A 26,983-nucleotide genomic window follows, 5' to 3' on the forward strand; every position below is an offset into this window, starting at 1 on the left:
ATCCACAACCGGGCTGTTTGTTGCATATAATTTTACCATCGTTATAATCAATATTAACCACAATCATTTGCTGAGGCAGGGGTTGATATAAACCTAATAAGTAACAAACCAATTTATTAACAGGATAATCCGTCAATATTAATTGATGAAACGGAGATGTCATCGCGGGGGATAGATAAATTATTCCGGGAGATCAGGCATCAGGCAAGGGAGGGAACGGTATTATCCAGTCTGTATAATTAAGAGCTTAAAATCTAAATAAATCAATATTAACTAACAATCAATTATGGGAAAAATTCTACGAATAGCATTGCTGTTCTCCTTTCTGTTGATGTGCATCCGGGGGATGGCGCAAAACCAGGGAACGGTGGTCAAAGGAACAGTAACGGATGACAAAGGCGTAACCTTGCCGGGAGTTTCCGTCAGAGTAAAAAACAGTCAGGCTTCTGCTGTGACCAATAAGGATGGTAATTACAGTATTAGCATCCCAAATGGAGCTACGGAGATTAGTTTTTCGTTTATCGGTATGAAGTCGCAAGACATTGTTATTGGTAAAAGAACGGTAATTGACGTCGTATTGGTCAGCTCATCTACTGCATTAGCGGATGTGGTAGTTATTGGTTACGGCGTACAAAAGCGCCAGGATGTAAACGGTGCCATATCATCAGTAACCGCTAAGGATATTCAGAATATTCCGCAAACAAGTGTTGATCAATTGCTGCAGGGCAAGGCCGCGGGTATCACAGTTACCAATGGCTCAGGCGCGCCGGGTAGTTCGGCTTCAGTGCACATAAGGGGTATAACATCGCTTTCCGGTTCCAATGAACCGTTGTATGTAGTTGATGGGGTTTTTATTGATGGTGCGGCCTACACCACTCAGAACCAAAATAACGGTGAAAATGGCGTGAGCCCTTTAAGTTATCTTAATCCTAATGATATTGAGTCTATTGATATCTTGAAAGACGCGTCGGCGACAGCAATATATGGTAGTCGTGGTTCAAATGGTGTAATTATCATTACTACCAAAAAAGGTAAAAATGGTTCTGCCCATTTAAATTATGATGGTTATTACGGAGTTCAGCAACAGGGACACTTTCTTAAAATGATGGACCTCCGTCAATATGCCAATATACAAAATACGATAGCGGATATTACCGGCGTGGGCCGCAGAGGTGAGTTTGCAGATCCGAGTTTGCTTGGTCCGGGTACCAACTGGCAAAAGGCAGTTTTCAGAAACGCGCCGATGCAAAGCCACAACCTTTCCATGAATGGCGGAAATGAAAATGTGAATTACTTTATATCCGGCGGTTTCCTTAAACAGAATGGTACCATCATAGGGTCAAATTTTAAACGCTATTCTTTTCGTACCAATGTTGAAGGGAAAGTGAAAAACTGGTTTAAACTTGGCTCAAACATTACCTTGAACCGTACCGATCAAAATATAGGAGCGAGTGATAACGGTGGTATTGTATACTCGGCATTATTAAATGCTCCCGATCAGGCAGCCAGCAATCCAGACGGCAGCTTTACTGTTCCCCCTGCATCTTATGGCAGCGGCACTTTTATAAGCCCTGTTGCTCTGGCAACCTTAAATACCAATAACCTGGTGCGCAGTCAGATAAATGCAAACTTTTACGCTGATATACATTTTTTTAAAGATCTGACATTGCGGTCTGAAGTTGGCGGTTATGATAATTTTTCAAAAAGTGTATTGTTTTTCCCATCCTACACGGTAACCTCGCCTACAAACCCTTCTCTTATATTTGGTAACCCAATAGCAAGTTTGAGCGAATACTCAGATCAGGCTTTAGGGTGGAACTGGAAAGAATATCTTACCTACAACCATACTTTCGCTCAAAAACACAATGTAACTGCAACCGCAGGTTATGAATTAAATGAAGGTACTTATAACAGTATGAGTGCCGCTACCAACACATTTTTAAGTAATGACTTACCCACCCTTAATCTCGGTGGTGCTAAAATACCTTCGATTGGTGAAAATAAGTCGTCAAATACACTTCAATCTTTTTATGCCCGTGCCATTTACGACTACGATAACAGGTATAGCTTAACTGCTTCATTCCGGTCAGATAGGTCTTCAAATTTTGCACAAGGGCACCAGATAGCTTATTTCCCGGCTGCGGCAATCGGATGGACGGTTTCAAATGAATCATTTATGGCCGGCATCAAAAAAATTGCTAATAACGTTAAGTTGAGAGTGGGTTATGGTGAAGTAGGTAACCAGAATATACCGGGTTATCAGTACGGTTCTGCCCTTAACCCTACTATAACAGGATTAGGTACAGGTTTTAATGTATCAAACTACAATAACCCTAACCTAACCTGGCAAACATCCCAGCAAACAGATATAGGTTTGGATTTTACCTTATTAGGCAGGGTGGATGTGGCTGTTGATTGGTATAATAAAACATCAAAGAATTTCCTTTTCCAGGCACCCTTGCCCGAGTATTTAACCGGCGGCCCTAATTATCTTGGCGGTATCAGTCCTCCTTATGTAAATGGCGGAAAAGTTAGCAATAAGGGTATCGAGTTCAGTGTTACTTCAAGAAATATTGTTTCAAAGAGTTTTAACTGGACTACAACCGCAACCTTCACTCATTACGTTAACAAAGTTATTTCTACATACAATAACAGCATAATTAACGCAAGCATCACTTCCGGGTTTTTACAGATCCCCGTTACACGTACTGCAGTAGGCGGCCCTATAGGTGAGTTTTATGGATATACTGTTAAAGGTATTTTCAAAACAGCCGATCAGTTGCAAAATGCGCCGGTACAATTTGGTCAGCCTATCAGCACTACATTGGGCACCACCGGCTCAACAACATTAGGCGATATCCAGTATGTTGATACAAATCATGACGGTAAGATCGATGCTAACGATATGAGCGCTATTGGTAATCCTAATCCTACGTTCACTTATGGCTTTACCAATAATTTTACTTACAAAGACTTTGATCTGTCTATATTCCTGTATGGTTCATATGGTGGTAAAATACTTAATTACCTAAATTATACGATAGAAGGATTGAACGGTTTATATACCAATCAACTTGCCGAAGCTTCAAATTTCTGGAGCCCTACTAACCCTAATTCTAATATTCCTGCTCCAAAGGGGGGGGTTAACCCAAACCTGAACATGTCGACCAGGTTTTTGCAAAGTGCATCATTTTTAAGGTTTCAAAATGTACGTTTAGGGTACAACCTGCCGTCGCGGTGGGCCAAATATATAGCTCTTAACCGTTTGAAAGTGTATTGCAGCGCTCAAAACCTGTTTGTGATAACGGGCTATAAAGGTTTGGATCCTGAAGTTGGCCAGCAAAACCAAAACGTGTTTTTAACCAATATAGACCTGGGAAGGTATCCTTCGCCAAGGGTTATAACTTTTGGAATAAACGCGGAATTTTAATTTGACCATAAAAAGATTTGAAATGAAAGCAAATATTAAATATATAATCAGTGCGGCAGTTATCAGCTTAACGACCGTAACTGGTTGCAAGAAAGATTTTTTCAACCGCCCGCCCGAAAACGCGATAGCAATTGATAATTTTTATAAAACCGATGCCCAGGTAACAGCAAGCACACTTAACCTTTACAATTCACCCTGGTTCAATTATGTGGCTAAACCCGGATGGGCGGTATGTGAGATGACCGGCGGTAATGGTCGCAGTTATTCGTCGGATGTAACTGACTTTGGGAATTTGAACGGCTCGGTTACCAATCTAAATTCGCAAAATGACGCAGCCTGGAGTTCATTATGGACCGTTGTGGCGCAGTCTAATGCCCTTATTAACTTAATGCCTTCAAGGGCCGGCTCCGGCGTAACCCCGGCTGTTTTAAACAATGCTTTGGGCGAAGCTCATTTTTTTCGTGCCATGGCTTATTTCCATATCGTTAGGCTGTGGGGCGCGGTACCCATTATTGAGAATGCCAGCGATTTTTTAACCAATTTCCAGGTAAACAGTAATAGGATCCAGGATATATACACCTTTATGGTTAACGATATGAAGTTTGCAGAAGCTAACTGCACTCCAATGGTCAGGAACGGGTCTATCAGTCAGGGCCATGTATCCAGTGGTTCGGCTTCAGCTATGCTGGCTAAGTTATACTTGTACATGCAGGATTATCCCAACGCGCTTAAAGAGGCTCAAAAAGTGATCAGCAGCGGTGAGTTTAAATTGTACGGTATTGATTTGTCAAATAAAACTTACAACGATCTGTTTAAAACAGCTAATAATAACAACGAAGAAAGTATTTGTCAGATACAATGGGCTGGTGGTGCATCTTATGGACACGGTAACCCGCAACAGGCCTCTTTGGCTGCCAGTGGTATTATAACAGGTACCGGTGATGGCTACAGCGTATTAGGCCCCACTATCGACTTGCAAAAGTCATATGAAGGAGGGGATGCGCGCCTGCATGCTACCATTATGAAGGCCGGGGATGTCTACCCTGAAATTAATGCCGCAACGGGCGGATATACTGTACCGGATAATATTAATTCGCAAGGTACTGGTGCTGCCATAAAAAAATATGTAGTTGGTACGCCTGCCGACAACGGTGGTATCGGTTCGGCACAATCGGCAGCTAATAACACTTATTTAATGCGTTATGCCGAGGTTTATTTGATCGCTGCAGAAGCAATTGTTGGTAGTAATACTACTTCAACAGATGCTCAAGCGTTGAGTTATATCAATACGATCAGGAAAAGGGCAAATTTAGCACCGTTAACAATAATAAATCGTCGCCACACAATTCCTAACCCTAATTATGACGCCACATATAACAATGTTGTGCCTCCTACCATTATCCAGGATGATATTTTAAATGAAAGAAGGCATGAGTTCGCTATAGAAAACGACTACTGGTTTGACCTTTGCCGTATAGATGGATGGAATGGGATATTAAATAATCAACATCCGCTGGCCACGCAGTTTATAAGTCAACAGGAAAGAGGTACTTACGCGGATGATCGTAAAACTATTTATCATACCGGCATTACACCAAAAAGTACCGACTTTTTATTGCCAATACCAATAAACGAAACAACAGCCGATCCTAAATTATTAGAACCACCAGTACCTTATACATTTAAATAAATACAGCCATGAAAAATTTTAAATCGATATATCTTTACTGCATACTTTCATTGGTGATGGTATTAAGCATCAGCTCATGTAAGAAAAATGATAGTGGCGGCGATGGCCCGCCTTCAATATCAAGGATACGTACAGTTTTTAAAAGCAGCCAAACATCACAAGCCATTACTGCTTTTGACTCAACAACAACCGATGGTAAAATTGGTACCTCATACGCTATTATAGGTAACAATTTAAGTTCTACTAAAGCTATTTATGTTAATGGTGTTTCTATATATTTCAACATAGCTTTATCTTCAAATACCAGCGTGCAGTTTTCAATGCCCAGTACTGTGCCTTTCAGTAATGACACTACAAGTAATATACTTACAGTTGTTACGGCGCATGGAAAAGTTAGTACTCCTTTTGTGGTAGAGCAGCCTTTACCTGGTATTACCAGTGTTGATCAGCTGGCAGGTGTTGCGGGTGATGTACTTACCATAACAGGAACAACTTTTAACGGGTTAAGTGGTGTTACAATAGGCAAAGTACCGGCGCAGGTTATTTCTAACGTAATAAATACTACAACCCAGGTGGGCGTTTTGAAGGTGCAGGTACCGTCGGGCGTTACTGCCGGCCCAATAGTACTAACTACTAAAGCAACCAAAGGGGGCGGGATTGGCACAGGGCCCTTGTTATCATCAGGAACAAGCTTATTAAGCGACGGTGTAACGGCTGCCCATGTAGCTAACGGAATATTCGGCTTTAGTACCCCTATTTTTGAAGATCAGCTTGAAAGTGGGTGGTATGATTACGGATGGAGCAATTCGCCGGCGGTAGACCAAACGCTTAAGAAAAGAGGTACTGCTTCCATTAAAGTAAGTTATAGCGGCGGTTACGATGGTTTTGGCTTTGGTGCTAACGATGTACCGGTAAGTAAAGACGCCGCTGTAAAGTTTTCATTGTATGGCGGCAAGGATACCAAAGACAGAAACGTACATGTTATACTTAACGGTAATTTTAATATTTCTGTTCAAATTCCTTTGGTTGAAGGTAAATGGACTGATTATATAATTCCTATCGCAAATTTCGTCGACGCTAAAAATCCTTTACCAACTATTATAAAGGGTTTGGTCTTCCAGGAATTTAGCGGGAATGCCAGCGTTTTCAATATAGATGATGTTGGGATAGTGGATATCAAAAAATAGATACAGCCGCTGGCGGTTTTCCTTGCCGAGGCTATTGGGTTGCACAAAAGCTGCTTTAATTTAATAATTCTTAAATGCAGGGGCGTAATTGTTCGTCCCTGCATAAAAGCTCAAATTTGATACAGCCTGTTGGTTTCTGAATGTGTTCAATATATGAAAAGTGAATATTTGAAAAATAATAAAAGGAAATTTGATGTAAAAGTGTTAAATTAGTATCATCAATTAGTAAACTTTATTAGTGGAATTTTATGATGACAAGTAATGTAATGCGAGAGATAACTCCGCTAACGCCAAGTGATTGTTTTACTATTTTTTCGAGGGTAAAAAAGAAATTTGACTTTCCGCTTCATTATCATGACGAGTATGAGCTCAATTTGATTATCAATGCAAAGGGGGCCAAAAGGGTAGTGGGAGGTCACATTGAGGTAATTGAAGAAGTGGAGCTGGCGCTGATTGGTCCTAATTTATACCACGCCTGGTTTACGCACCAATGCCAGAGCGAAGATATAACCGAGGTTACCATTCAGTTTCATAAGGATTTGTTTGATGAAAAGTTTCTGAAACGTAATCAGTTGAGTTTTGTAAAAAGCATGCTGGAGCGTTCGCAAAGAGGGATCTCCTTTTCGCCGGAAACGATCTATGCGCTTAAGGATAGGATAACGATGTTGGATAAAAAGAGCGGTTTTGATTCTGTACTGGAGCTCTTGTCTATTCTGCATGATCTGTCAATTTCTCGCAATATGAAAATGCTGTCGGATCCGAGCTTTACCAACGAAAAGTTTTATTACAACAGTCGCCGCATTGAGAAAGTATTTGAGCATATGAATGTTAACTATAACAAGCAAATTACCCTTGCCGAAGTAGCTAAGATTGCCAATATGCCCGAAGCTTCATTTAGCAGGTTTATCAAAAAGCGCACAGGTAAAACCTTTATTGATAGTTTAAATGAGATCAGGCTTGGGCATGCTTCCAGGATGCTTATCGATTCAACTACTACCGTGGCCGAAATTGCTTACAAATGCGGGTTTAATAATATCTCCAATTTCAACAGGATCTTTAAGCGTAAAAAGATGTGTATCCCCAAGGAATTTAGAGAAACCTATACCGGAAACCGTGTATTTATTTAACTGTGCTGGCAGTTAAAAATATATTAACCTGTATATAAAGTTAAATAGAAGGTTAAAAAAGTATTATAAAATTGCAGATAATAAATTCATTTTTGGGTAATGCCAATTAGGATCAGGATTTTCAAAATTTAAGAATTTTCAGAATGCTTAAGCACATCCCTATCAGCTTTTATGTACTGGAATATTTTAATTCTGTTAATTCAAAAATTCTATAAATTCTGATTCAGACAAGATGAAGTTACACTTACTTGATGTTGCCATTATAGTTTTATACCTGCTGAGCACCATTTTTATTGGTTTATGGTACCGTAAAAAGGCCCGCGAAAACAAGGAAAGCTATATGCTGGGCGGCAAATCTTTACCCTGGTATAAGCTGGGTTTAAGCGATGCCTCCGATATGTTCGACATCAGTGGTACCATGTGGATGGTAAGCCTGTGCTTTGTTTATGGCATGAAAAGCATCTGGATCCCATGGCTTTGGCCGGTATTTAACCAGGTGTTTTTAATGATGTACCTGTCGCGCTGGCTTCGGCGGTCAAATGCGGCTACGGGTGCTGAGTGGCTGGCAACCCGTTTTGGCAAAACCGGCTCGGGGGTAACAGGCTCAAATGTAGTGGTTATCGCTTTCGCGCTGTTAAGCTGTTTCGGTTTTCTGGCTTACGGGTTTATAGGCTTAGGCAAGTTCATTGAAATATTCATCCCCTGGGACCTGGTTAAAGCTTATGTACCTTTCAGCGTAGCGCCTCAGTATGTGCCGCATGTGTACGGGATCATATTTACGCTGTTCGCCATGTTTTACTCTATCATAGGCGGTATGCACAGTATTGTGCTTGGCGATATGATCAAATATGGCATCATGACGGTGGCCTGCGTATGGATCAGCTTTATTGCTGCCGGGAAATTGCAGGGAAACCATCTGAATGTACCCTATGGCTGGTATAGTCCTTTCTTCGGTAAAAACCTCGGCCTCAGCTGGACCGGGATCATCAACGAGGTAAACAATAAGATCAAGTCAGATGGTTACTCGCTGTTCGGTTTGTTTTTTATGATGATGACCTTTAAAGGTTTCTTCTCGGCGGTAGCCGGGCCGGCACCTAATTATGATATGCAAAAGATCCTCTCCACCCGCTCGCCCGAAGAGGCCAGCAAAATGAGTGGCTTTGTAAATATCATCTTGCTGCCTATCCGCTATGCGCTTATTATAAGTTTAACCATACTCGGCGTTCTTTTTTATCACCAAATGGATTTGAAAGACGCCAAAGGTGTTATCGACTTTGAACGCATCTTGCCGGCTGTTATCAATAACTTTTTGCCGGTTGGCTTAGTGGGTTTACTGCTGGCCGGTTTGCTTGGGGCTTTCATGAGCACCTTCAGCGGCACTATGAACGCGGCGCAGGCATACATTGTGAATGATATCTATCTTAAATACATCAACCCAAAGGCATCAACCAAAAAAATCATTACTGCCAATTACCTGGTAGGTGTTTTTGTGGTAGCGGTAGGCGTGATACTGGGCTTTTTTGTAAAAGATGTGAACAGTGTGCTGCAATGGATAGTATCGGCGCTTTATGGTGGTTATATAGCCAGTAACGTACTTAAATGGCATTGGTGGCGCTTTAATGCCAATGGCTTTTTTTACGGGATGCTTTCGGGGATCTTATCAGCCATGATCTTCTCGCTTATTATCCCTTCGGTTGAGTTGTTGTACTGGTTCCCGGTGTTGTTTGCTATCTCGCTGGCAGGATCGGTTATAGGTTCATATGCCACAGCACCAACAGACATAGCCGTGTTGAAGTCGTTTTATACAACGGTGAGGCCATGGGGTTTTTGGGGGCCTGTTAAGGCTGTTGTGATGGAGAATGATCCGTCATTTGTGCCCAACAAAAACTTTAAGCTAAACATGTTCAATGTGGTTATCGGCACCATTACGCAATGCAGCCTTACCATACTGCCTATGTACCTGATACTGGCACAAAAAACATCCCTGATAGTTACCATCGCCATACTGGTGGTCACGATTACTATACTGAAGAAAACCTGGTGGGACAAACTAAAAGATTATTGATAAAAGATATATATGACGCAGGAATTTAACCAAAGGCTCATTCAGTTGCAGGCCGAACAAGCGCAATTAATTAACCGGGAAAACGAGGTTGAGGAAACAGGCAACGGTATTTTTAGCCGGTTTAAATACCCTGTGCTTACAGCTGCTCATACACCGCTTGAGTGGCGGTACGATCTTGACGCCAAAACCAATCCCCACTTGATGGAGCGCTTTGGTATCAATGCAGTTTTTAACGCCGGTGCCATAAAATTTAATGGCAAATACCTCATGGTAGCACGCGTTGAAGGGGCCGATCGTAAATCATTTTTTGCGGTGGCCGAGAGTGCTGATGGTATCAATGGTTTTAGATTCTGGGATTACCCGATCGAATTGCCTCAAACCCATGAGCCCGACACCAATGTGTATGATATGCGCCTGACGCAGCATGAAGATGGCTGGATCTACGGTCTGTTCTGCACTGAACGCCGCGATCCGGAAGCCCCGTCGCATGATCAGTCAATGGCGATAGCTGCCTGTGGTATTGCACGTACAAAAGATCTGGTGAAATGGGAGCGCCTGCCCGATCTGAAAACCAATTCGCCCCAGCAGCGTAACGTGGTGTTACACCCCGAATTTGTTGATGGTAAATATGCCTTGTATACGCGTCCGCAAGATGGTTTTATTAGTGCAGGTACTGGCGGCGGCATAGGTTTTGGCTTATGCGATACTATGGAGAATGCTGTGGTTGATCAGGAGACCATCATCCACAATAAAAACTACCATACTGTTTACGAAGCTAAGAACGGTCAGGGCCCGGCACCAATTAAAACAGAAAAAGGCTGGCTGCACCTTGCGCATGGTGTGCGCAATACAGCTGCAGGTTTACGCTACGTGTTGTACATGTTCATGACGGATACAAATGATCTTACCAAAGTGCTGTATCAGCCTGCAGGCTACTTTTTAGCCCCGGTAGGTGAGGAGCGTATAGGCGATGTATCAAACGTAGTGTTCTGCAACGGCTGGATAGCCGACGAGGATGGTACTGTGTATGTTTACTACGCATCTTCAGATACCCGGATGCATGTAGCCACCACCACAATTGATAAACTGATAGATTATGCCATGAACACGCCGGAAGATGGTTTGCGTTCGGCTTCATCGGTGCAGGTAGTGTATAATATTATTGATAAAAATAAAGGTTTAGGTCAGTTACAGGAAGCCAGCGCCTGAACACTTAACCTCTGAGTATATATTCTTCATCTTTCAAAGAGGGGTAGGTGCGATTCCCCTTTTGAAAGGGGCGGAGGTGTGTTACTTGGCGCGTGATGAAACACACCCCTGTAACCACGCTACTTAACGCGCCCCCTCTCAAGATGGGAATTTAAAAGGTGGTTATAAAATAAGCTTTTCAAAGCAGGGGCGGTGCGATTCCCCTCTTGAGAGGGGGGGGGAGGGGTGTGTTCTTTTCACGCGACGTGACACTGTCTCAATACCTAACTATTTACTAAACAATCTAAAACCATACACCAATAGCAGCGGGATAAAACCTGCGTGCCACTTATCCTGAAAGGAAATGTGGAGGTGGTGTGCCTGTAAACTATGACAAATAACACGCTTCACTCATTAAACGCTATTTCAAAAGATCAGCTCGCTACACTCAGCAACGAGCTAACAGACGAGTTGAAAAACATTCTCAACTATTGGCTTAACCACACAGTTGATGAAGTGAACGGCGGTTTTTGGGGTAAGATAGATAACGGGAACCAGGTTACTCCTGATGCGGCAAAAGGTTCGGTGTTAAATGCACGGATCCTGTGGAGTTTTTCGGCTGCTTATAATCAAAACCCTGATGAAGCTTATTTGCACGCGGCAACCCGGGCATATGATTATATCAAGGTTTGTTTTGTTGACGATGAGTTTGGCGGTGTGTATTGGTCGGTTAATTATAAGGGCGATAAGCTCGACACCAAAAAGCAGGTATATGCCAACGCCTTTACCATTTACGCGCTGAGTGAATATTATATGGCCTCAAAACTGGAAACAGTAAAAGAGGAAGCCATCGGCCTGTATCGCCTTTTGGTTGATAAAAGTTACGATCAGGATAAAACAGGTTACTTCGAAGCCTTTACCTGCGACTGGCAACCCCTCGGCGACCTCAGGCTGAGCGCCAAGGATGCCAACGAAAAAAAGACCATGAATACCCACCTGCATGTACTGGAAGCTTATACCAACCTGTACCGCATCTGGCCTGATGGTGAGCTTAAACAGCAGATAGAGGTCCTGATCAATAACTTCTTTGATCATTTTATTGATGCCGAGGCAGGTCACCTCGTACTGTTTTTTGATGAAGACTGGAACCGCAGGTCGGACACTGTATCATACGGGCACGATATTGAGGCTACCTGGCTCTTGCTGGAAGCTGCCGAAACTATTGGCAATCAGGAGATGATCGCAAAGGTCAAAGCCATTTGCATCGCGATAGCAGAAGCAACTATACAAGGTTTAGATACAGATGGCGGTCTGTGGTATGAATATGAACCAGCTGGCAATCATCTCATTAAAGAAAAACACTGGTGGGTGCAGGCCGAGGCAATAGTTGGTTTTTACAACGCCTGGCAGGTAAACGGCAATGATAAATATCTTCAACTGACTCTTGATAACTGGGCTTTTGTAAAAGATAAAATACTGGACAAACAAAATGGTGAATGGTTTTGGGGTGTCAGGGACGATGGCAGCATAATGCCTGGCGAAGATAAAGCAGGGCTATGGAAATGCCCCTACCACAACAGCCGTGCATGTATTGAAATTATTAATCGGATAAAAATATTGAAATGAAATTATTAAAAACATTCATAGCGGTTCTTCCGCTCGCCCTCCTGATCACGGGGGCATGTAAAAAGGGCAGCAAACCCGCGCCCGACCCAACGCCTGTTGTTGATCCTGGTAATGGTGGTGCAACTGGCGCTATCACGGCACCAACGGATCCTTCAGTGGCGGCAACTCAGGGCTTTTTCCTTGACGATTGGCAGGGGAAGACTTTCACCAAACCGGCAACTGTTGATGCTGCTAAACCAACGGCCAGCACATCCATTACCGTAACGGCCGATTTTAGCCAGGTAGTATCAAAAGTATCCAAATACATGTTTGGTAATAACATTAACCCTTTTACCGGGCAATACACCGATGCAGGTACAGTGACCAATATTACTAACCTGTCGCCAAATATCATCCGTGCGCCGGGAGGGAGTTTATCTGATGTGTATTTCTGGGATTTAGCTGCGTACGGTAAACCTGCTGATGTGCCTGATCATCCCTTGAAACCGGATGGCTCGGTTGATACCCAAACAGGTTACTGGAGCGGTAACGTAAATGATAGCTGGTCCTTAAGTTTAAGCAATTATTACAGCCTGCTGCAAAAAACAAATACTACCGGTATCATCACTGTAAATTATGCGTACGCCCGGTACGGCACCAGCAATGATCCGGTGGCTACTGCCGCGCACCTGGCCGCGCAATGGGTACGTTACGATAAAGGCAAAACCAAGTATTGGGAAGTTGGCAACGAATGTTATGGCAACTGGGAAGCTTGCTACCGCATTGACGTAAGCAAGAATAAAGACGGTCAGCCTGCTATTATCACCGGTGATCTGTATGGCAAGCATTTTAAGGTTTTCGCCGATTCGATGCGTAAAGCTGCTGCCGATATCGGGGCAACCATAAAAATTGGCGCTGTGTTGCATGAAAGTGCCGATAACTCAAATCCCACCATTGTAGCCAACTGGAATCCCGGTGCATTAGCACAGATAGGTGACAAGGCCGACTTTTTTATTGTGCATAACTACTATACTAATTATAATGAAAATTCAACCGCGCTTACTATCCTCGAAACAGCTCCGGCATCGTCAAAAACAATGATGGATTATGTTAAGGGAGCTATACAAACGGCTGGTGTGTCGCCAAAGCCCATCGCACTTACCGAATGGAATATTTTTTCATCGGGTTCAAAACAGCAGATCTCAAACATTGCCGGGGTGCATGCTGTGATGGTTTTGGGCGAAATTATTAAAGATCAATACGGACAGGCCAGCAGGTGGGATCTGGCAAATAGCTGGGATACTAAGCATCCGGGTGACGATCATGGTTTGTTCAGTATCGGTCAACCGGATGCACCCGATTTTACACCAAGGCCTGCATTTTATTACCTGTATTACTTTCAGAAATATTTTGGTGATAGGATGATCAGCTCGTCCGTTAGCGGAAGTTCGGATATTGTGAGTTATGCTTCATCGTTTAATTCGGGCGAAGCAGGTGTAGTATTAGTTAACAAAAGCACAACCGACCAGGTAGTGAGCATCAACTTTAAAAATTATTATACCGGCAGCAATTACTATTACTACACCCTAAAGGGCGGTGCCGATAACGGTGAGTTTTCAAGTAAAGTATTCGTGAACGGCAATGGCCCGGCAATAGCCTACGGCGGCCCGTCGGATTATAAAACCATAGCTGCAAGCTCAACCGGCACCAGTGGAGGGATTAAAGTAAGCGTACCGGCAAGGGGAGTGGTGTTTTTAGTGGCCGATAAAAAATAACACGTCATGAAAAATAATAGATTACGAAATGTTTCGCTTGCGGTGCTGATGGTTTTATCGGCAGGTTATGCTGCAAATGCTCAAACTAATGATGGTGCTGCCCCGGTTGTTGTAGCAAAAGTCGAAGCAACAACCGGTAACCTTGCGCCGACCCCGCCAATGGGCTGGAATACCTGGAATACTTTTCAAACCAATATTGATGAGCCGCTGCTGAAAGGCATGGTTGAGGCTTATGTATCATCAGGTATGCGCGATGCGGGTTACCGGTATTTTGTGCTCGATGATGGCTGGATGACTATGGAGCGTGATCAGAACGGTGACCTGGTTGCCGATCCTAAAAAGTTCCCGAACGGGATGAAGGCCTTCGCCGATTATGTGCATTCAAAAGGCCTTAAGTTTGGTATCTACAATTGTGCGGGTAATAAAACCTGCGCAGGCTATCCCGGAACACGCGGTCATGAATATCAGGATGCCCGCTTATATGCCTCATGGGGCGTTGATTTTTTGAAATACGATTGGTGCAATACCGATAGTCTGAATGCCCGCGAAGCGTATATTACTATGAGTTCGGCGCTGAAAGCAACGGGCAGGCCCATTGTTTTTAGCCTGTGCGAGTGGGGGAACCACCAGCCTTGGCTTTGGGCCAAAGGTGTGGGCGAACTGTACCGCACTACGGGCGATATCACAGCTAATTTTGATAAGGACAAACGGATCAATAATTGGACAGCCCTCAGCGTAATGACCATTTTAGATAAACAGCCGGCCATAGCCCAATATAACGGCCCTAATCACTGGAACGATCCTGATATGCTGGAAGTTGGCAACGGGATGACCTTTAATGAAGATAGAGCGCATTTTTCTATGTGGTGTATGCTTTCGGCCCCGTTGGCTGCCGGAAATGATCTGCGAAAAATGTCGGCACAAACACAGGGTATCTTAACTAATAAAGAAGCTATAGCTATTGATCAGGATAAGCTGGGGTTATCAGCCTCACGTATCTCGAGCGATAATGGGTTGGAAGTTTGGGTGAAAACACTTGCTGATGGCGGACTTGCTGTTTGCTTTCTAAACCGGTCAGCCACGCCTCAAAATATTAGTTATAGCTGGAAGGATCATCCATTTAAAAACGAAACTGTTAATTTGGACGTTGACTTTAGCAAGGTGAATTACAAACTGCATGACGTTTGGACAAAAAAAGATATCGGCACAACTAAAAGAGAGTTTAAGCAAGCTATTGCAAGTCATGATGTAGTGATGCTGAGGTTAAGTAAATAGAAAATAAAGGGAGCTGTTGTCATGATGAAGGTTTTTAAAGGGTTTGCTATTTTATGCCTGCTGATCAATAGCTCAACTGCTGTGGCGCAGCTATTTGAGCCCGCCGACAAAAAAGCGACCGCCGAAACCCGGCAGCTTTTTTACAGCATGCAGCGCCTGCTGAACGTGGGCGTGATATTTGGCCACCATGATGACCTGGCTTATGGCGTTGGCTGGCGTAATGAACCCGGACGGTCAGATGTAAAAAGTGTTACCGGATCATATCCGGCTTTGTATGGCTGGGACCTGGCTAAAATTGAGCATGACAGCATTCATGATATTAACGGCATTCCTTTTAGTAGGCAAAAGCAGTTTGTTAAGGATGTTTATGCCCGCGGCGGTATCAACACTTTTTGCTGGCACATGGATAATCCGGCCAATGGCAAAACTGCCTGGGATACCACTCAGCACACCGCAAAGGATCTCATCCCCGGTGGCGCGTTCCATGATGCATACGTTGCTTACCTTGACAAGGCTGCCAATTATTTGGCTGATTTGAAAGGGCAGGAGGGCGAGGCTATCCCTATATTGTTTCGGCCTTTTCATGAACTTACCGGCAACTGGTTTTGGTGGTGCAAAAACACCAGTACCCCCGATGAGTTTAAAGCGCTGTGGCGTTTTACTATTGATTACCTGCGGGATAAAAAGAAGCTGCATAACCTGATTATTGTATATTCGGCCGCTGATTTTGAATCGGAAGATGAGTTTCTGGAACGATACCCCGGTGATGCTTACGCTGATTTTATCGGCTTTGATAACTATTGTACCGGCAGTGTTGAGCGCTATCAAACCAAGTTGGATAAGCGCCTTGCCATTGTTGATGCCATCGCCGCAAAACATCATAAAATATCGTGCCTGCCCGAAACCGGTTACGAAGGTATCCCCATGGCCGATTGGTGGACGAAGGTATTACTTCAAACGCTCGCTAAACACCGCGTATCATATGTAATGGCCTGGCGTAACGGAAATGATCATCATTATTACGTGCCATACCCCGGCCAAACCAGTGCCGATGATTTTATAAAGTTTTATAGCAGCCCGCAAACCATTTTCCAAAACCGTATAACGCCGTTAGGGGTTTATGGTAAACCGAATTGGGAAATCCGCTAATCAAAAGCTCCCCCTTTAGGGGGCTGGGGGGCTCTCAAAACAACCACACCCGATATCCCCGCCAATAAAGAAGCTAACAAAATCCCATACTTGGCCTGGTCAATCATATCTGCACTATCAAAGGCTAATGCCGATATAAAAAGGGACATGGTGAAACCTACGCCTGCCAGCAAGGCAACGCCGGTCATCTGTCTCCAGGTTGAACCGGCAGGTAATTGGGCCCCAAACTTTACCATGAGCCAGGTAAAGAGCAATACACCGGTAAACTTTCCGGCAAGTAAGCCTACCGTTACACCTATACTCACAGGGTTAACCAGCGATGTGAAAAAGTCATGACCTATCACGATCCCGGCGTTTGCCAAAGCAAAAAGCGGCATAATGATAAAAGCTACCCAGGGATGCAGGGCATGTTCAATTTTTTGCAGTGGTGTTTCGGCGTCGAGACTTAGTTTTTTTATTTTATCAATAATGTGATGTTGCTCCGGTGTTACAAGTGGGCTATTGTTGGGTTGCTCGTTTTCAAAATCGGCAAGGTATTGCTTTACCGATCGGGTATAACCTGTCTCGCTGATGCGGGTACGGGCTGGAATAGTAAAAGCCACGAGTACCCCGGCAATAGTTGCATGTACGCCCGAAAGTAAAAAGGCTATCCAAACGGCAAAGCCTATGACCAGGTAAAATGCCGTGCTCCTGATCCCCATTTTATTGCCGATGAGCAGTAATACCAATAACCAAACCCCAACGGTAAGCGGCATCAATGCTATGTGGCTGCTATAAAATAGCGCAATGACCAATACCGCGCCAAGGTCATCGGCTACAGCTAATGCTGACAGGAAAACTTTTACAGATGACGGAATATGTTTACCTGCCATAGATAATAAAGCCAGTGCAAAGGCAATATCTGTAGCCATCGGTATTCCCCAACCATGAGCAGAGGGTTTACCTGCATTCAAGACAAAAAAGATCAAAGCTGGTACCAGCATTCCGCCTAAGGCGGCAAACATAGGAAGCGAGGCTTTCTTTATAGACGATAATTCGCCGGCCATAAACTCGCGTTTTAACTCAAGGCCGATCACAAAGAAAAATAGCGCCATGAGGCCGTCGTTGATCCAAAGGTGCAGGGGATGATCTAAAACATACTTGTCAAAACCAATGGATAATTTGAGGTCCCAGAGTTCATGGTAGCTGTGCTGCAAAGGCGAGTTTACCCATATGATAGCGATAACGACGCTGATAAAAAGTACTATACCACTGGTATGTTCCTGATTTATGAATTTGCTTACCGGTTGCGTGATCTTATCAATAGGGTAGCTTTGTTTCATAGTTCCCTAAATTAACGAATAAGTTTTATTGGTTGGGAGATGACATGACGATTATCATCTGATTAAAACAAAACTGAACTATAAAACATTTATCAATGAAACCGGATATTATGAACAACTATCAGCAAAAATGGATAAATACATTGAAAAATGCTCACGTACATGGTTGGGAGATCAAACCCCATGGTGATGATATTTTTGTGGAGATGCCCTATGTTACCGATCTCAAATTGATCAGGGATAACTTGCCGGAAACGCTGGCGCTGATGGCTTTGGATATTAATTTGCCGAAGGAACGTTTAAAATTTATTTTTCACAACGGTTACGAGCAGTTTGAATACCTGCTTAATCCTGCTGCTGCGGATTTGGAACGGGAGGGCTAAAATCAACAGTTGCTGCGTCGGTGGTTAGTTCTTCTTTGGTATCGTCCGAATCAATTTTAGCCTTTGTTGATACCACTACTACCGAAATGCCCATACAAGCTATCAATACAAATGAGGCCCTCAGCGTAGCAATGCCGGCAATGAAACCAATAACCGGCGGCCCTACTAAAAAGCCCATAAAGCCAATGGTTGATACTGCTGCTAATGCAACTCCCGGCGACATGGTTTTTGATTTACCCGCCGCGCTGTAAACCATCGGCACTACCGATGATACACCGGCACCTACCAGTAAAAAGCCTATTATGGCTGTATATACATAAGGAAAAGCTACTGCTATTGCTAAGCCGGTGGCGGTTAATGAGCCGCTAACCTGCAATGTACGTTTTAAGCCGAATTTGTGTGCAAACCAGTCGGCAACAAAGCGCCCGCCTGCCATGGTGAACATAAAAGTAGTAAAGCCCAGGCCAATAAGTGCTTCGGGGGCAAGCACTACTTTTTTGAAGTAGATCACGCTCCAATCAAACATGGCACCTTCGCATATCATGGAACAAAAAGCAATGATGCCTAATTTGATCAGCGATTTATCGGGCATTACAAATACAGGGCCGGTATCGGTTACTTTATCATCTTTAAGGTAACGGGCGGCTACTGCCACGCCAATGGCTATTACGATCAGCATTAATGAAAAATGATGGAAAGGAATTACTCCCCTGGCTATCATGAAAGTGCCGATACCAGCACCGGTAAAACCAGCCAGGCTCCATAAGCCGTGAAAAAAAGCCATAATGGGCCTTTGATAAAGCTGTTCGGTAGCTACGGCCTGTGTATTTACTGCAATGTTTACAGAGTTGCTGGCAAAGCCGAAGCAAAGCAGGCATATGATAAGCTGAAAAGTATTTTGTGCAAGGCCCAAACTTACCAGCGCTGCGGCATAAACCAGCAGGGCCGCGATAACCAATTTTTTACTGCCTATTTTGGTAATGATCCAGCCGGAGAAGGGCAGGGAGCACATGAGCCCAACAGGCAAAGCGAATAGTACAGCACCCAAACCGGCTTCTGACAAGCCTAAAGTTTGCTGAACGGTAGCAATGCGCGATGCCCAGCTTGAAAAACTTAATCCCGCCATAAAAAACATAGCGCCCACAGCAATGCGGAGCGTTAATTTGTTTGTAGCATCTTGTTTGGAAGGGAGATCAATCATGTTGAAATGTTATCATAGTGTCAATTTGACACTATGGCTGAATGGATACAAATATAAGGCAATTAATTGTACTTTTAACAAGCTAAATCGTTTTTTACTTTTAGGTGAATTAAGTGTTGATTAAAATGTAAAAGCGGTCATCTAACCCATAAAAGGTTAAAAACGACCGCTTCTGCATTGTTTTATCTGGTCTGGCTGTTAGCCTTTTATGTTAAATGAGCCTACAATAGTATGTGTTATCCCTGAACTGAAATTTTCAAATTGTGCCTTAAATGTGCCCACCGCATTTCCTTTCATATTACTCGAGTGATTTAAGGTGGTAAATTTGACTTTCCCGCTAAGGAAAGCGCCATCTACAGTTGCGTTCATAGTTGTTATGTCATAAGTACCGGCCGTGAGTGTATTAGCTCCTAATTGAAATACATCATTACCGGTACCCGTGAAATAAGAAATGATTGTTTGGCCTTTATCAGACAGAATATTCGGCTCGTTTGATATAAGCATTGGCCCGCTTTTTACAATTTTAGCACCGCCATCAATCTGGTATGAAATAGTTCCCTGGGCAGCTGCCGGGTAATCAGAGCCGTCATCCGCTGTACTGGTGCCCGTCCCGGTCCCTGTTCCAGTACCAGTGCCTGTTCCGGTACCACTACCTGTCCCCGTTCCAGTACCTGTACCCGTTCCAGTGCCTGTCCCCGTTCCCGTTCCTGTTCCTGTTCCTGTTCCTGTTCCTGTTCCAGTACCCGTCCCAGTTCCGGTACTTGTGGTAGGGGTTATGTCAATTGCTTTTGTTTCTTTGCCAGGACCAAGAGGTGGGTCGAGTTTGCAGCTGCTTACCGAAGCTGTTATTAAGAACAGCATAAATACTTTATAGTAGATTTTTTTCATGTACAAAGGGCGTGATAGTTTATGGCTTTAACGATTTAAATATAAGTATTTTAGCCCTTTGTACGTGTATGTGAAATTATTTGATACAAATAATGTTAATAAAAGTTTACAAAATTTCCAATTATTTACAATCCCCGTCCGGGCTGCACGATTCGCCTTCAATAATATCAAATGCAGGTTTAGGATTTTCCTGCTGCCAGCCGGCAAATGCTTTTGCCAGTGTATCTTTAAACACCGGCACTTCCTGCGCGCCGGATACGGCGTATTTGCGGTTCATTACAAAAAAAGGAACACCACGTACGCCTAAATGTTGAGCTTCGGCAATATCGTGTTTTACATCTTCGGCATAAGCGTCGCTTTCAAGTGTTTGCTTAATTTCTTCAGTATTTAAGCCTATCGCTGTACCCAGTTCAATGAGGGTTTGAGTATCATCTATATTGCGGCCATCGGTAAAGTATGCTTTGAATAAAGCTTCTTCGGCAGCATCACCCAGTCCATGTTTTTTTGCTAAATGAGCCAACCTGTGCGCATTAAAGCTATTGGCCACAACCGATTTGCTGAAATTATAGGTCAATCCCGCTTGTGCGGCCATTTGGGTAACATGGTCATTCAACTGTTCGGCATGTTCAAGTGTCCATCCTTTAATATCGGCCAGGTATTGGTTAATGTTGATATCTGGATTGGTTTTAAGATCGGGGTTTAGCTGGAAGCTTTTCCATTCAATCTCAATTTGTTCTTTGCCTTCAAGCCCGGTCAATGCTTCCTCAAACCTGCGCTTACCTATATAACAAAATGGACACATCACATCCGACCATATTTCTACTTTCATCTTTTCTTTTTAAATGTTTAAACAAATTTAATGCATACGGATAGCTATCCCAGTAAGGGCAAAGTAAAATTTAACAGGTTGAGTTTTAACAGGCAGCATTTTGATTTTGATGAAAGACCTTAAGAGGCAGGGAAATCGCTTTTAAAAAGTGTTAGGAGGATAGATAAGAAATTTTTACACAAATTTTCCCGAATTAATCGAATGGCACGAATCTCAAATCGACATCAATAAAAAATTCGTATAATTCGATTAATTGTGACCGATTTGAAATCAATTCGTGTGAAAATTCTTACTCCCATTTATTCACAGGTCTGATCATTTTAAAGACGATTTCTATGACTTAAGAAAAGATTAAACAAGGGGAGAAAAGAAAAACAGTAGTTTGAATTACGTTTATGGGTTGTTGAAAATGCTAACACATATAAAGTATGCCTATACTTGTACACCTGAATTATCATCCTTTAATTAAATGAGAAAATATCTTACCATAATTGCCCTCCTGGGGAGTATCACCTCTTACGCTCAAAAAAACGATTCTTTAACAAATACATCTTTTGCTGCTAATGCACAACATACCGGTGTTTATACCGCAAAAAACTATAATGCATTCGGCAGCTTAAAGTGGAAATTTGCCACAAAAGGGAAGATATTTTCATCACCAGCAGTTGCCGGTGGTATGGCTTATATAGGCAGCGAAGATCATAACCTTTACGCTGTTGATTTACAAAGCGGTAAACAGGTGTGGAAGTTTACTACCGGCGGTGCAGTAAGCTCTTCGCCGACTTTACATGGTAATAGCATTTGTTTTGGTAGCTATGATGGTTATTACTACATGCTTAACGCAAAAACGGGAAAGCTAAACTGGAAGTTTAAAACCGGTGGGGAGAGAAAAGTAGGCGCCAAAGGCCTGTGGACTATGAAACCACTTAATAAATACATGGATGACCTGTATGATTTTTTTCTGTCGTCGCCTGTGTTTAATGACGATGCAAATGATCCAACTGTATATTTTGGTAGCAGCGATGGTAAGTTTTACGCGTTGGATGCCGGTACAGGAAAGCTGAAATGGCTTTTTAAAACCAATGGTATCATTCATAGCAGTCCGGCATTATACCATGGCAAGGTTTATTTTGGTAGCTGGGATACTTACCTGTATGCTTTAAATGCTAATGATGGCAAGCTGGTATGGAAATTTAAAACAGCCAATCAGCCCGTTTATCATTTGCTTGAGGGTATCCAGGCTTCACCGGCCTGCGGCAACGGGATGGTTTATTTTGGATCAAGGGATAGCTATTTTTACGCACTTAATGCCGAAAATGGTACCCTGGGCTGGAAATACAATGCTAATAGTTCATGGATCCTTACTACAGCGGCTGTGCAAAACAACACGGTGTATTTCGGTACTTCCGATACTTATTTATTTGTAGCTGCCGATGCGCTTACCGGTAACCCTAAATTTAGTTATAAAGGTAACGGGTATCTGTATTCGTCGCCGGGATTATCAGGAAGTACTGCCTTTTTTGGCGATTTTACGGGTAAATTATTTGCTGTTGACCTGGCATCAGGCAAACCAACCGGTGTATTTACAACTGCCGGCCGTAATTTAAATGCTGCTACAGTTTTAAAACAAGACACCCTTAATTTTGAACACGCCGCGAAAGGGGCCGATAACAGCCTTTACCAAACAGGCATTGAGGTAATGGATAAATTATATACGCTTGGGTCCATAGTTTCATCGCCGGTGATTGCCGATGGGGTAATTTATTTTGGCAGTGCCGATGGATCATTGTATGCGATAAACCTGGTTAAGTAATTATTTTATGGTGAGATAGTTTTTGGAATTGTAATTTTTTATAAATTAGGAAATTATAAACCGATTATAAACTTATTGAGATTACAGCCCAATGCTGAAGATTTACAGAAAAGCATGAGATGGAACAGTGCTAAAATATTCTGGATAGGTATCATTTTACTGGTGGTACCCGGTCTTATTCATGCTTACCTGCTAATGCCATTTCCCGGCAGCCAGGACCTGAATGCTATTACCGTTTGCTATTATCTGGAAAAGGTGATCTTGCCCCTGCGGCTGATAGGGCTGCTGTTCATTGTCTGGTACCTGTTCAAATTCTACAATAAAAATACTTTTAGACAAAAGGCTGTTAAGGCAGTCGTTTTTGTAATTTGTATAGGCAGCTTTTACATAACCGATTATATGTACAAAGCCGAAACCATGTTTAAAGAAACTGCAAACGCTGTTTTTGCCAATGGACTAAAAAACAGGGTTCCTTTAAACTATCTGGTGGTTGGTGTTGTGAATAATGGTGTGGCCAAGGCTTATCCATTGATATATTTAGGCTATCATCATAAATTGCAGGACGATGTGGGTAATAAACCGGTTTTGGTTACTTATTGCACTATGTGCCGCACAGGCAGAGTTTATAGTCCGGTTATCAACGGCGTAAGGCAAAATTTCAGATTAGTAGGCGCAAGGCATTACAATGCTATAATTGAGGACGAAAGCACTAAAACTTGGTGGTACCAGGCAACCGGGAACGCCGCCGTTGGTAAGCTGAAAGGACAACAGCTAACGGAACTGCCGTATGAGCAATTAACCCTTGCTGCCTGGCTACAAAAACATCCCGAAACATTGATCTTACAACCCGATAGGTTATATACTGCCGATTATGCCGATCTGAAGAACTATGACCGGGTACAGGCTATTGATCGCGACAGCACGATAAAAAATAAAGATTCCCTGTTTCGTAAAAGCTGGGTGATAGGTGTTATCATCAACGGAAAAGCCAAAGCTTACGACTGGCGACATATGTACGCCAAACGCCTGCTTAATGACGAAGTGAATAAAAGCTCATTGCTGATCGGTATTGAAAAGGACAGCCTGAGCTATCATGCCTGGAATACATCAGTAGGCGGTAAAACCCTCCATTTTAAACTGGACGATAAGGGTATGCTAACCGACGAGGAAACAGCTTCTGTTTGGGATTGGGATGGTTTATGCCTAACCGGCTCGCAAAAAGGGCAGCACCTTGCCAAAATACAGGCCTACCAGGAGTACTGGCATTCATGGAAACATTTTCATCCCGGAACTACATTTTGGAAAGGTGATGAATCTTTGGAACAAACAGCATCTATTTACCCTCCTTTTTAACAAACAGCTTTAATTAAATAGCGGTCGCTATTTTGCTGATGTCATCATCGTTAAGCAAGGCCTCTTCTGAAACATTAGGGTAATATTTATTCAATATCTTTTGAATAAGCTGGTAGCTTTCAACAGACTGGATAGGGGCCGAGGCCAGTTCGGTGATGGTGGAACCAATGAGTTTTAGCTTTTTTGCCTCATACTGATTGATTACGAAATCAGAAGTTTTTTTCTTACGACTTTGCTGTATAAGTTCATCAAGTTTCTTGATCTCTTCAACCAAGTCGATCATTTTTAATACTTCCACCTTTTTCATCAGCGCCAAAATTAATGAATTATTTGTAACAAGGGGTATAACGGGATATTTGTTGCGTTTGTTTGAACGGGACGGGTGAAAACAGTGGTTGAAAGTATAAAAAAATGTCATTGCGAGCGCAGCGCGGCAATCTCGTAGCTTGCTTAGCGGCTTTGCATATCGCACAGGCATAGCTACGAGATTGCCACGTCGCCCCATTGCATAGGCCTATGCTGCTCCTCGCAATGACACTTTTTCATATAGTTACTTCTTATCCTCCGTAGTATCTCTTTCAACCAAAGCCATGCCGCACTTAGGGCAGGTGCCGGGTTTGTCGAAAGTTAGGTCGGGGTGCATGGTGCAGGTGTATTTACCTTTTTTCTTTGCGGTTGCGGTACTGTCGGCTTTGCCGCTGCTTTTAACGGTACTGTTGCAAGCTCCGAGCGCAAGACTGGCTAAGGCCAAAATGATAAAGCTTTTTTTCATTGATCATTTGTTTTTAATGAATGAGGCCAACCCGAACAGTGATACTACCAGCACGCCTAAAGCGGCCAGCATGCTCACTATATCGCGGATGTTTTTACCCGCCCAGGTCATGCCAAAATACTTGTGTAAAAATATAAAAGAAAGCCCTTCGGCCCTGTCAATCCCTGCAACTTTAGTAGCCAGTTTTGATGAGGTGGTTTCAATATACCAATTGGCACCATCGGGGTAGCTTATCCGCTGAACCGGGAGGCGTTTATTGATAAAACCGTACTCGTTATCAAACTGCTTTACCTGACTTACTTTTACCCTGCCATAAAACTGAGTAGGGTCAACATGGGTATGATAGTAAGTGCTTAAAAAGCGGGCATAATCTTCATCAGCGTTCATTTGTTCCTTGCCTGTTAAGGTATTGAAGTAGGAGATCTGCTTTTTGTTATCGGTTACCTGGTAATAGCTGTTACCGTCAAAGCTTACTACTGCTATCCTTTTGATGAGGCTATCGGCAATGGAAAGCTGCAGGTTTGATATCGCCAGTTGTTTCCTGTTGATCACCTGGCCATAATCAGGTTTTAGTGTTTCGGTATTGTGCAGTTTTACCGCAAGGTGAAATGCCCCACTGATCACAAACGTAAACATCACAAAAGAAACAATAAGACCTATCTGACGGTGATAACGATGAGCTATACGTTTATCCTCGCTGCCATTTTCTTTGCGTTTTTGAGTTATGGATTTAAACTTCTTCCACATTAAACCATAAACAGTTAAACCGCTGATGAGAGCAAAGAGCATTGCCGTCATGATAATAAGTAACATTACATTACGGAAAGTATCACCGCCAATATCAGCCAAAAACTGCCAGGTATGGAATTGTTCAAACAGCCAAAGGAAAGCCTTGCGGGTATTGTTGTTAAACGTACCCATGCGGCTCTGGCTGGTTTCAATGTAGATATCCATGCCATCCGGGCGGTCAAAGCTGATCTTCCAAACAGGTAAAAGGTGATTGATGGTCTGGTATTGCCCATCAAATGTTGTTTGGTAGTCGATTTTTTTAATGTTGGAGGTTGAATCCTGCGTAAAATACCGGGCCAGGTAAGTGGCATATAGCCTGTCGCCATCTTTTAGCAATACGCCATCATTGGCCGAATAGTAATTATACACGCTATCCTTACCCAGTACCTGGTAAAAGGTGTTATGGTTAAAATTAACCAGGCCAAAATTCCGGATTGCGGTGACATTATTTTTATCCAGTACCTGTTGAATGGTAAGTACTGGCTTCATCTGGCTTTGAGGTAGGGGCTTGAATACCTCTTCCGCTATCGATGGCCTGAACCAATTGGACATGAACGGGTGTGAAAGCCCGCTCAGTGTCCAGAATATCACCGGGATGAGGGATATTAAGCCCAATACCCGGTGCCATTTATAAAATTTGCTTTTTACTGCTGCTGCTGCCATGATCAATATTTTGAAAATGAGTAACTGATGCCCAGGGTATAGGTACGCGGCGGCGCGGCGTTATAAGTATCGCCGTACTGGCTGCTGGTTACCGTAGTTGCATACAGCTTGTTGGTTAAATTAAGCACGTTGAACCAGATGCCCGCACCTTTTAATACACTGCTTTTTACATCATAACCTAAGCGCAGGTTGTAAATATCATAACCTGAGTAAGTTTTGGTATTGGCAGGGTTGGTGTAGTATTGATTAATGTGCTGCCACTCTGTCGCTATCCTGAAACCGGGCAGGTATTGTGGTTTGTAAGTAAGCTCGGAGTTGGCAATCCATGCCGGCGCATTGTTCATACGCTTACCATCATAGCTGGTTACCGTGTTGGTGCCGGTGGGGTAATTGGTGGTCACTTCGCTGTATTCAACATAAGTATGCCTTGCATTAGTGCCGCTAAACCTGAAGGTAAGCTCTTTAACCGGGGCCAAAGT

The 26,983-nt window shown here is 43.2% G+C and carries 21 protein-coding genes; 13 read left to right on the forward strand and 8 right to left on the reverse strand.

The window, feature by feature from the left end; translation table 11 throughout:
• The first annotated feature begins 286 nt into the window (after positions 1-286).
• The 10 genes from VF500_RS20035 to VF500_RS20080 all read left to right on the forward strand — a co-directional run bounded on the left by VF500_RS20035 (position 287) and on the right by VF500_RS20080 (position 16,491).
• Positions 287-3,430 carry a TonB-dependent receptor gene (locus VF500_RS20035; protein WP_330861380.1) on the forward strand — a complete coding sequence of 1,048 codons (3,144 nt, stop codon included), beginning with the start codon at positions 287-289 and terminating at the stop codon, positions 3,428-3,430.
• Between the two features lie 22 nt (positions 3,431-3,452).
• Positions 3,453-5,120, forward strand: a complete 1,668-nt coding sequence (locus VF500_RS20040) for a RagB/SusD family nutrient uptake outer membrane protein (RefSeq protein WP_330861381.1) — start codon at positions 3,453-3,455, stop codon at positions 5,118-5,120.
• Between the two features lie 8 nt (positions 5,121-5,128).
• Positions 5,129-6,307, forward strand: a complete 1,179-nt coding sequence (locus tag VF500_RS20045; RefSeq protein ID WP_330861382.1) for a hypothetical protein — start codon at positions 5,129-5,131, stop codon at positions 6,305-6,307.
• Between the two features lie 266 nt (positions 6,308-6,573).
• On the forward strand, positions 6,574-7,434 hold the full coding sequence (locus VF500_RS20050; protein ID WP_330861383.1) for an AraC family transcriptional regulator: 861 nt from the start codon (positions 6,574-6,576) through the stop codon (positions 7,432-7,434).
• 232 nt (positions 7,435-7,666) lie between these two features.
• Positions 7,667-9,499: a sodium:solute symporter family protein gene (locus VF500_RS20055; RefSeq protein WP_330861384.1), complete on the forward strand. Its 1,833-nt coding sequence runs from the start codon at positions 7,667-7,669 to the stop codon at positions 9,497-9,499.
• Positions 9,500-9,511: 12 nt separating this feature from the next.
• Positions 9,512-10,708, forward strand: a complete 1,197-nt coding sequence (locus tag VF500_RS20060; protein WP_330861385.1) for a glycosidase — start codon at positions 9,512-9,514, stop codon at positions 10,706-10,708.
• A 369-nt stretch (positions 10,709-11,077) separates the two neighbouring features.
• A complete protein-coding gene (locus tag VF500_RS20065) occupies positions 11,078-12,313 on the forward strand; it encodes an AGE family epimerase/isomerase (RefSeq protein ID WP_330861386.1) in 1,236 nt (411 codons plus the stop codon).
• Positions 12,310-14,067 carry an alpha-L-arabinofuranosidase gene (locus VF500_RS20070; RefSeq protein ID WP_330861387.1) on the forward strand — a complete coding sequence of 586 codons (1,758 nt, stop codon included), beginning with the start codon at positions 12,310-12,312 and terminating at the stop codon, positions 14,065-14,067. The genes VF500_RS20065 and VF500_RS20070 overlap by 4 nt, the downstream gene beginning before the upstream one ends.
• 6 nt (positions 14,068-14,073) lie before the next feature.
• Positions 14,074-15,342: a glycoside hydrolase family 27 protein gene (locus tag VF500_RS20075; RefSeq protein WP_330861388.1), complete on the forward strand. Its 1,269-nt coding sequence runs from the start codon at positions 14,074-14,076 to the stop codon at positions 15,340-15,342.
• A 21-nt stretch (positions 15,343-15,363) separates the two neighbouring features.
• Complete coding sequence (locus VF500_RS20080) at positions 15,364-16,491, forward strand: glycoside hydrolase family 26 protein (protein WP_330861389.1); 1,128 nt, start codon at positions 15,364-15,366, stop codon at positions 16,489-16,491.
• Here the strand turns inward: VF500_RS20080 and nhaA are convergent.
• Entirely contained in the window at positions 16,488-17,813 is a 1,326-nt protein-coding gene (gene nhaA / locus VF500_RS20085) for a Na+/H+ antiporter NhaA (RefSeq protein WP_330861390.1), read from the reverse strand. The genes VF500_RS20080 and nhaA overlap by 4 nt on opposite strands.
• A gap of 95 nt (positions 17,814-17,908) precedes the next feature.
• On the opposite strand from nhaA, the gene VF500_RS20090 reads away from it, so the two are divergent.
• Entirely contained in the window at positions 17,909-18,196 is a 288-nt protein-coding gene (locus VF500_RS20090) for a hypothetical protein (protein WP_330861391.1), read from the forward strand.
• On the opposite strand, the gene VF500_RS20095 is transcribed toward VF500_RS20090, so the two are convergent.
• The 3 genes from VF500_RS20095 to VF500_RS20105 all read right to left on the reverse strand — a co-directional run bounded on the left by VF500_RS20095 (position 18,159) and on the right by VF500_RS20105 (position 21,114).
• Positions 18,159-19,397, reverse strand: a complete 1,239-nt coding sequence (locus VF500_RS20095) for an MFS transporter (protein WP_330861392.1) — start codon at positions 19,395-19,397, stop codon at positions 18,159-18,161. The two genes, VF500_RS20090 and VF500_RS20095, sit on opposite strands and share 38 nt — an antisense overlap.
• Positions 19,398-19,595: 198 nt before the next feature.
• On the reverse strand, positions 19,596-20,285 hold the full coding sequence (locus VF500_RS20100; protein ID WP_330861393.1) for a hypothetical protein: 690 nt from the start codon (positions 20,283-20,285) through the stop codon (positions 19,596-19,598).
• Between the two features lie 121 nt (positions 20,286-20,406).
• The gene (locus VF500_RS20105; RefSeq protein ID WP_330861394.1) at positions 20,407-21,114 is read right to left on the reverse strand and encodes a DsbA family oxidoreductase; all 708 of its coding nucleotides are present in this window, start codon (positions 21,112-21,114) and stop codon (positions 20,407-20,409) included.
• 469 nt (positions 21,115-21,583) lie between these two features.
• Here VF500_RS20105 and VF500_RS20110 point away from each other — a divergent pair, with 469 nt between their 5' ends.
• Positions 21,584-22,927, forward strand: a complete 1,344-nt coding sequence (locus tag VF500_RS20110) for a PQQ-binding-like beta-propeller repeat protein (RefSeq protein ID WP_330861395.1) — start codon at positions 21,584-21,586, stop codon at positions 22,925-22,927.
• A 114-nt stretch (positions 22,928-23,041) separates the two neighbouring features.
• Complete coding sequence (locus VF500_RS20115) at positions 23,042-24,280, forward strand: DUF3179 domain-containing (seleno)protein (RefSeq protein ID WP_330861396.1); 1,239 nt, start codon at positions 23,042-23,044, stop codon at positions 24,278-24,280.
• Between the two features lie 13 nt (positions 24,281-24,293).
• Here the strand turns inward: VF500_RS20115 and VF500_RS20120 are convergent, their stop codons facing one another.
• The 4 genes from VF500_RS20120 to VF500_RS20135 all read right to left on the reverse strand — a co-directional run.
• Positions 24,294-24,587 (reverse strand): hypothetical protein, encoded by a 294-nt coding sequence (locus VF500_RS20120; protein WP_330861397.1) that lies wholly within the window; start codon positions 24,585-24,587, stop codon positions 24,294-24,296.
• Positions 24,588-24,830: 243 nt separating this feature from the next.
• Positions 24,831-25,052 (reverse strand): heavy metal-binding domain-containing protein, encoded by a 222-nt coding sequence (locus VF500_RS20125; RefSeq protein WP_330861398.1) that lies wholly within the window; start codon positions 25,050-25,052, stop codon positions 24,831-24,833.
• Between the two features lie 3 nt (positions 25,053-25,055).
• Positions 25,056-26,504 carry a PepSY-associated TM helix domain-containing protein gene (locus VF500_RS20130; protein ID WP_330861399.1) on the reverse strand — a complete coding sequence of 483 codons (1,449 nt, stop codon included), beginning with the start codon at positions 26,502-26,504 and terminating at the stop codon, positions 25,056-25,058.
• 2 nt (positions 26,505-26,506) lie between these two features.
• Positions 26,507-26,983: hypothetical protein (locus tag VF500_RS20135; protein WP_330861400.1), on the reverse strand; the 477-nt coding region annotated here is incomplete at its 5' end.

This window comes from Mucilaginibacter sp., from assembly GCF_036383575.1.
GTDB lineage: Bacteria > Bacteroidota > Bacteroidia > Sphingobacteriales > Sphingobacteriaceae > Mucilaginibacter.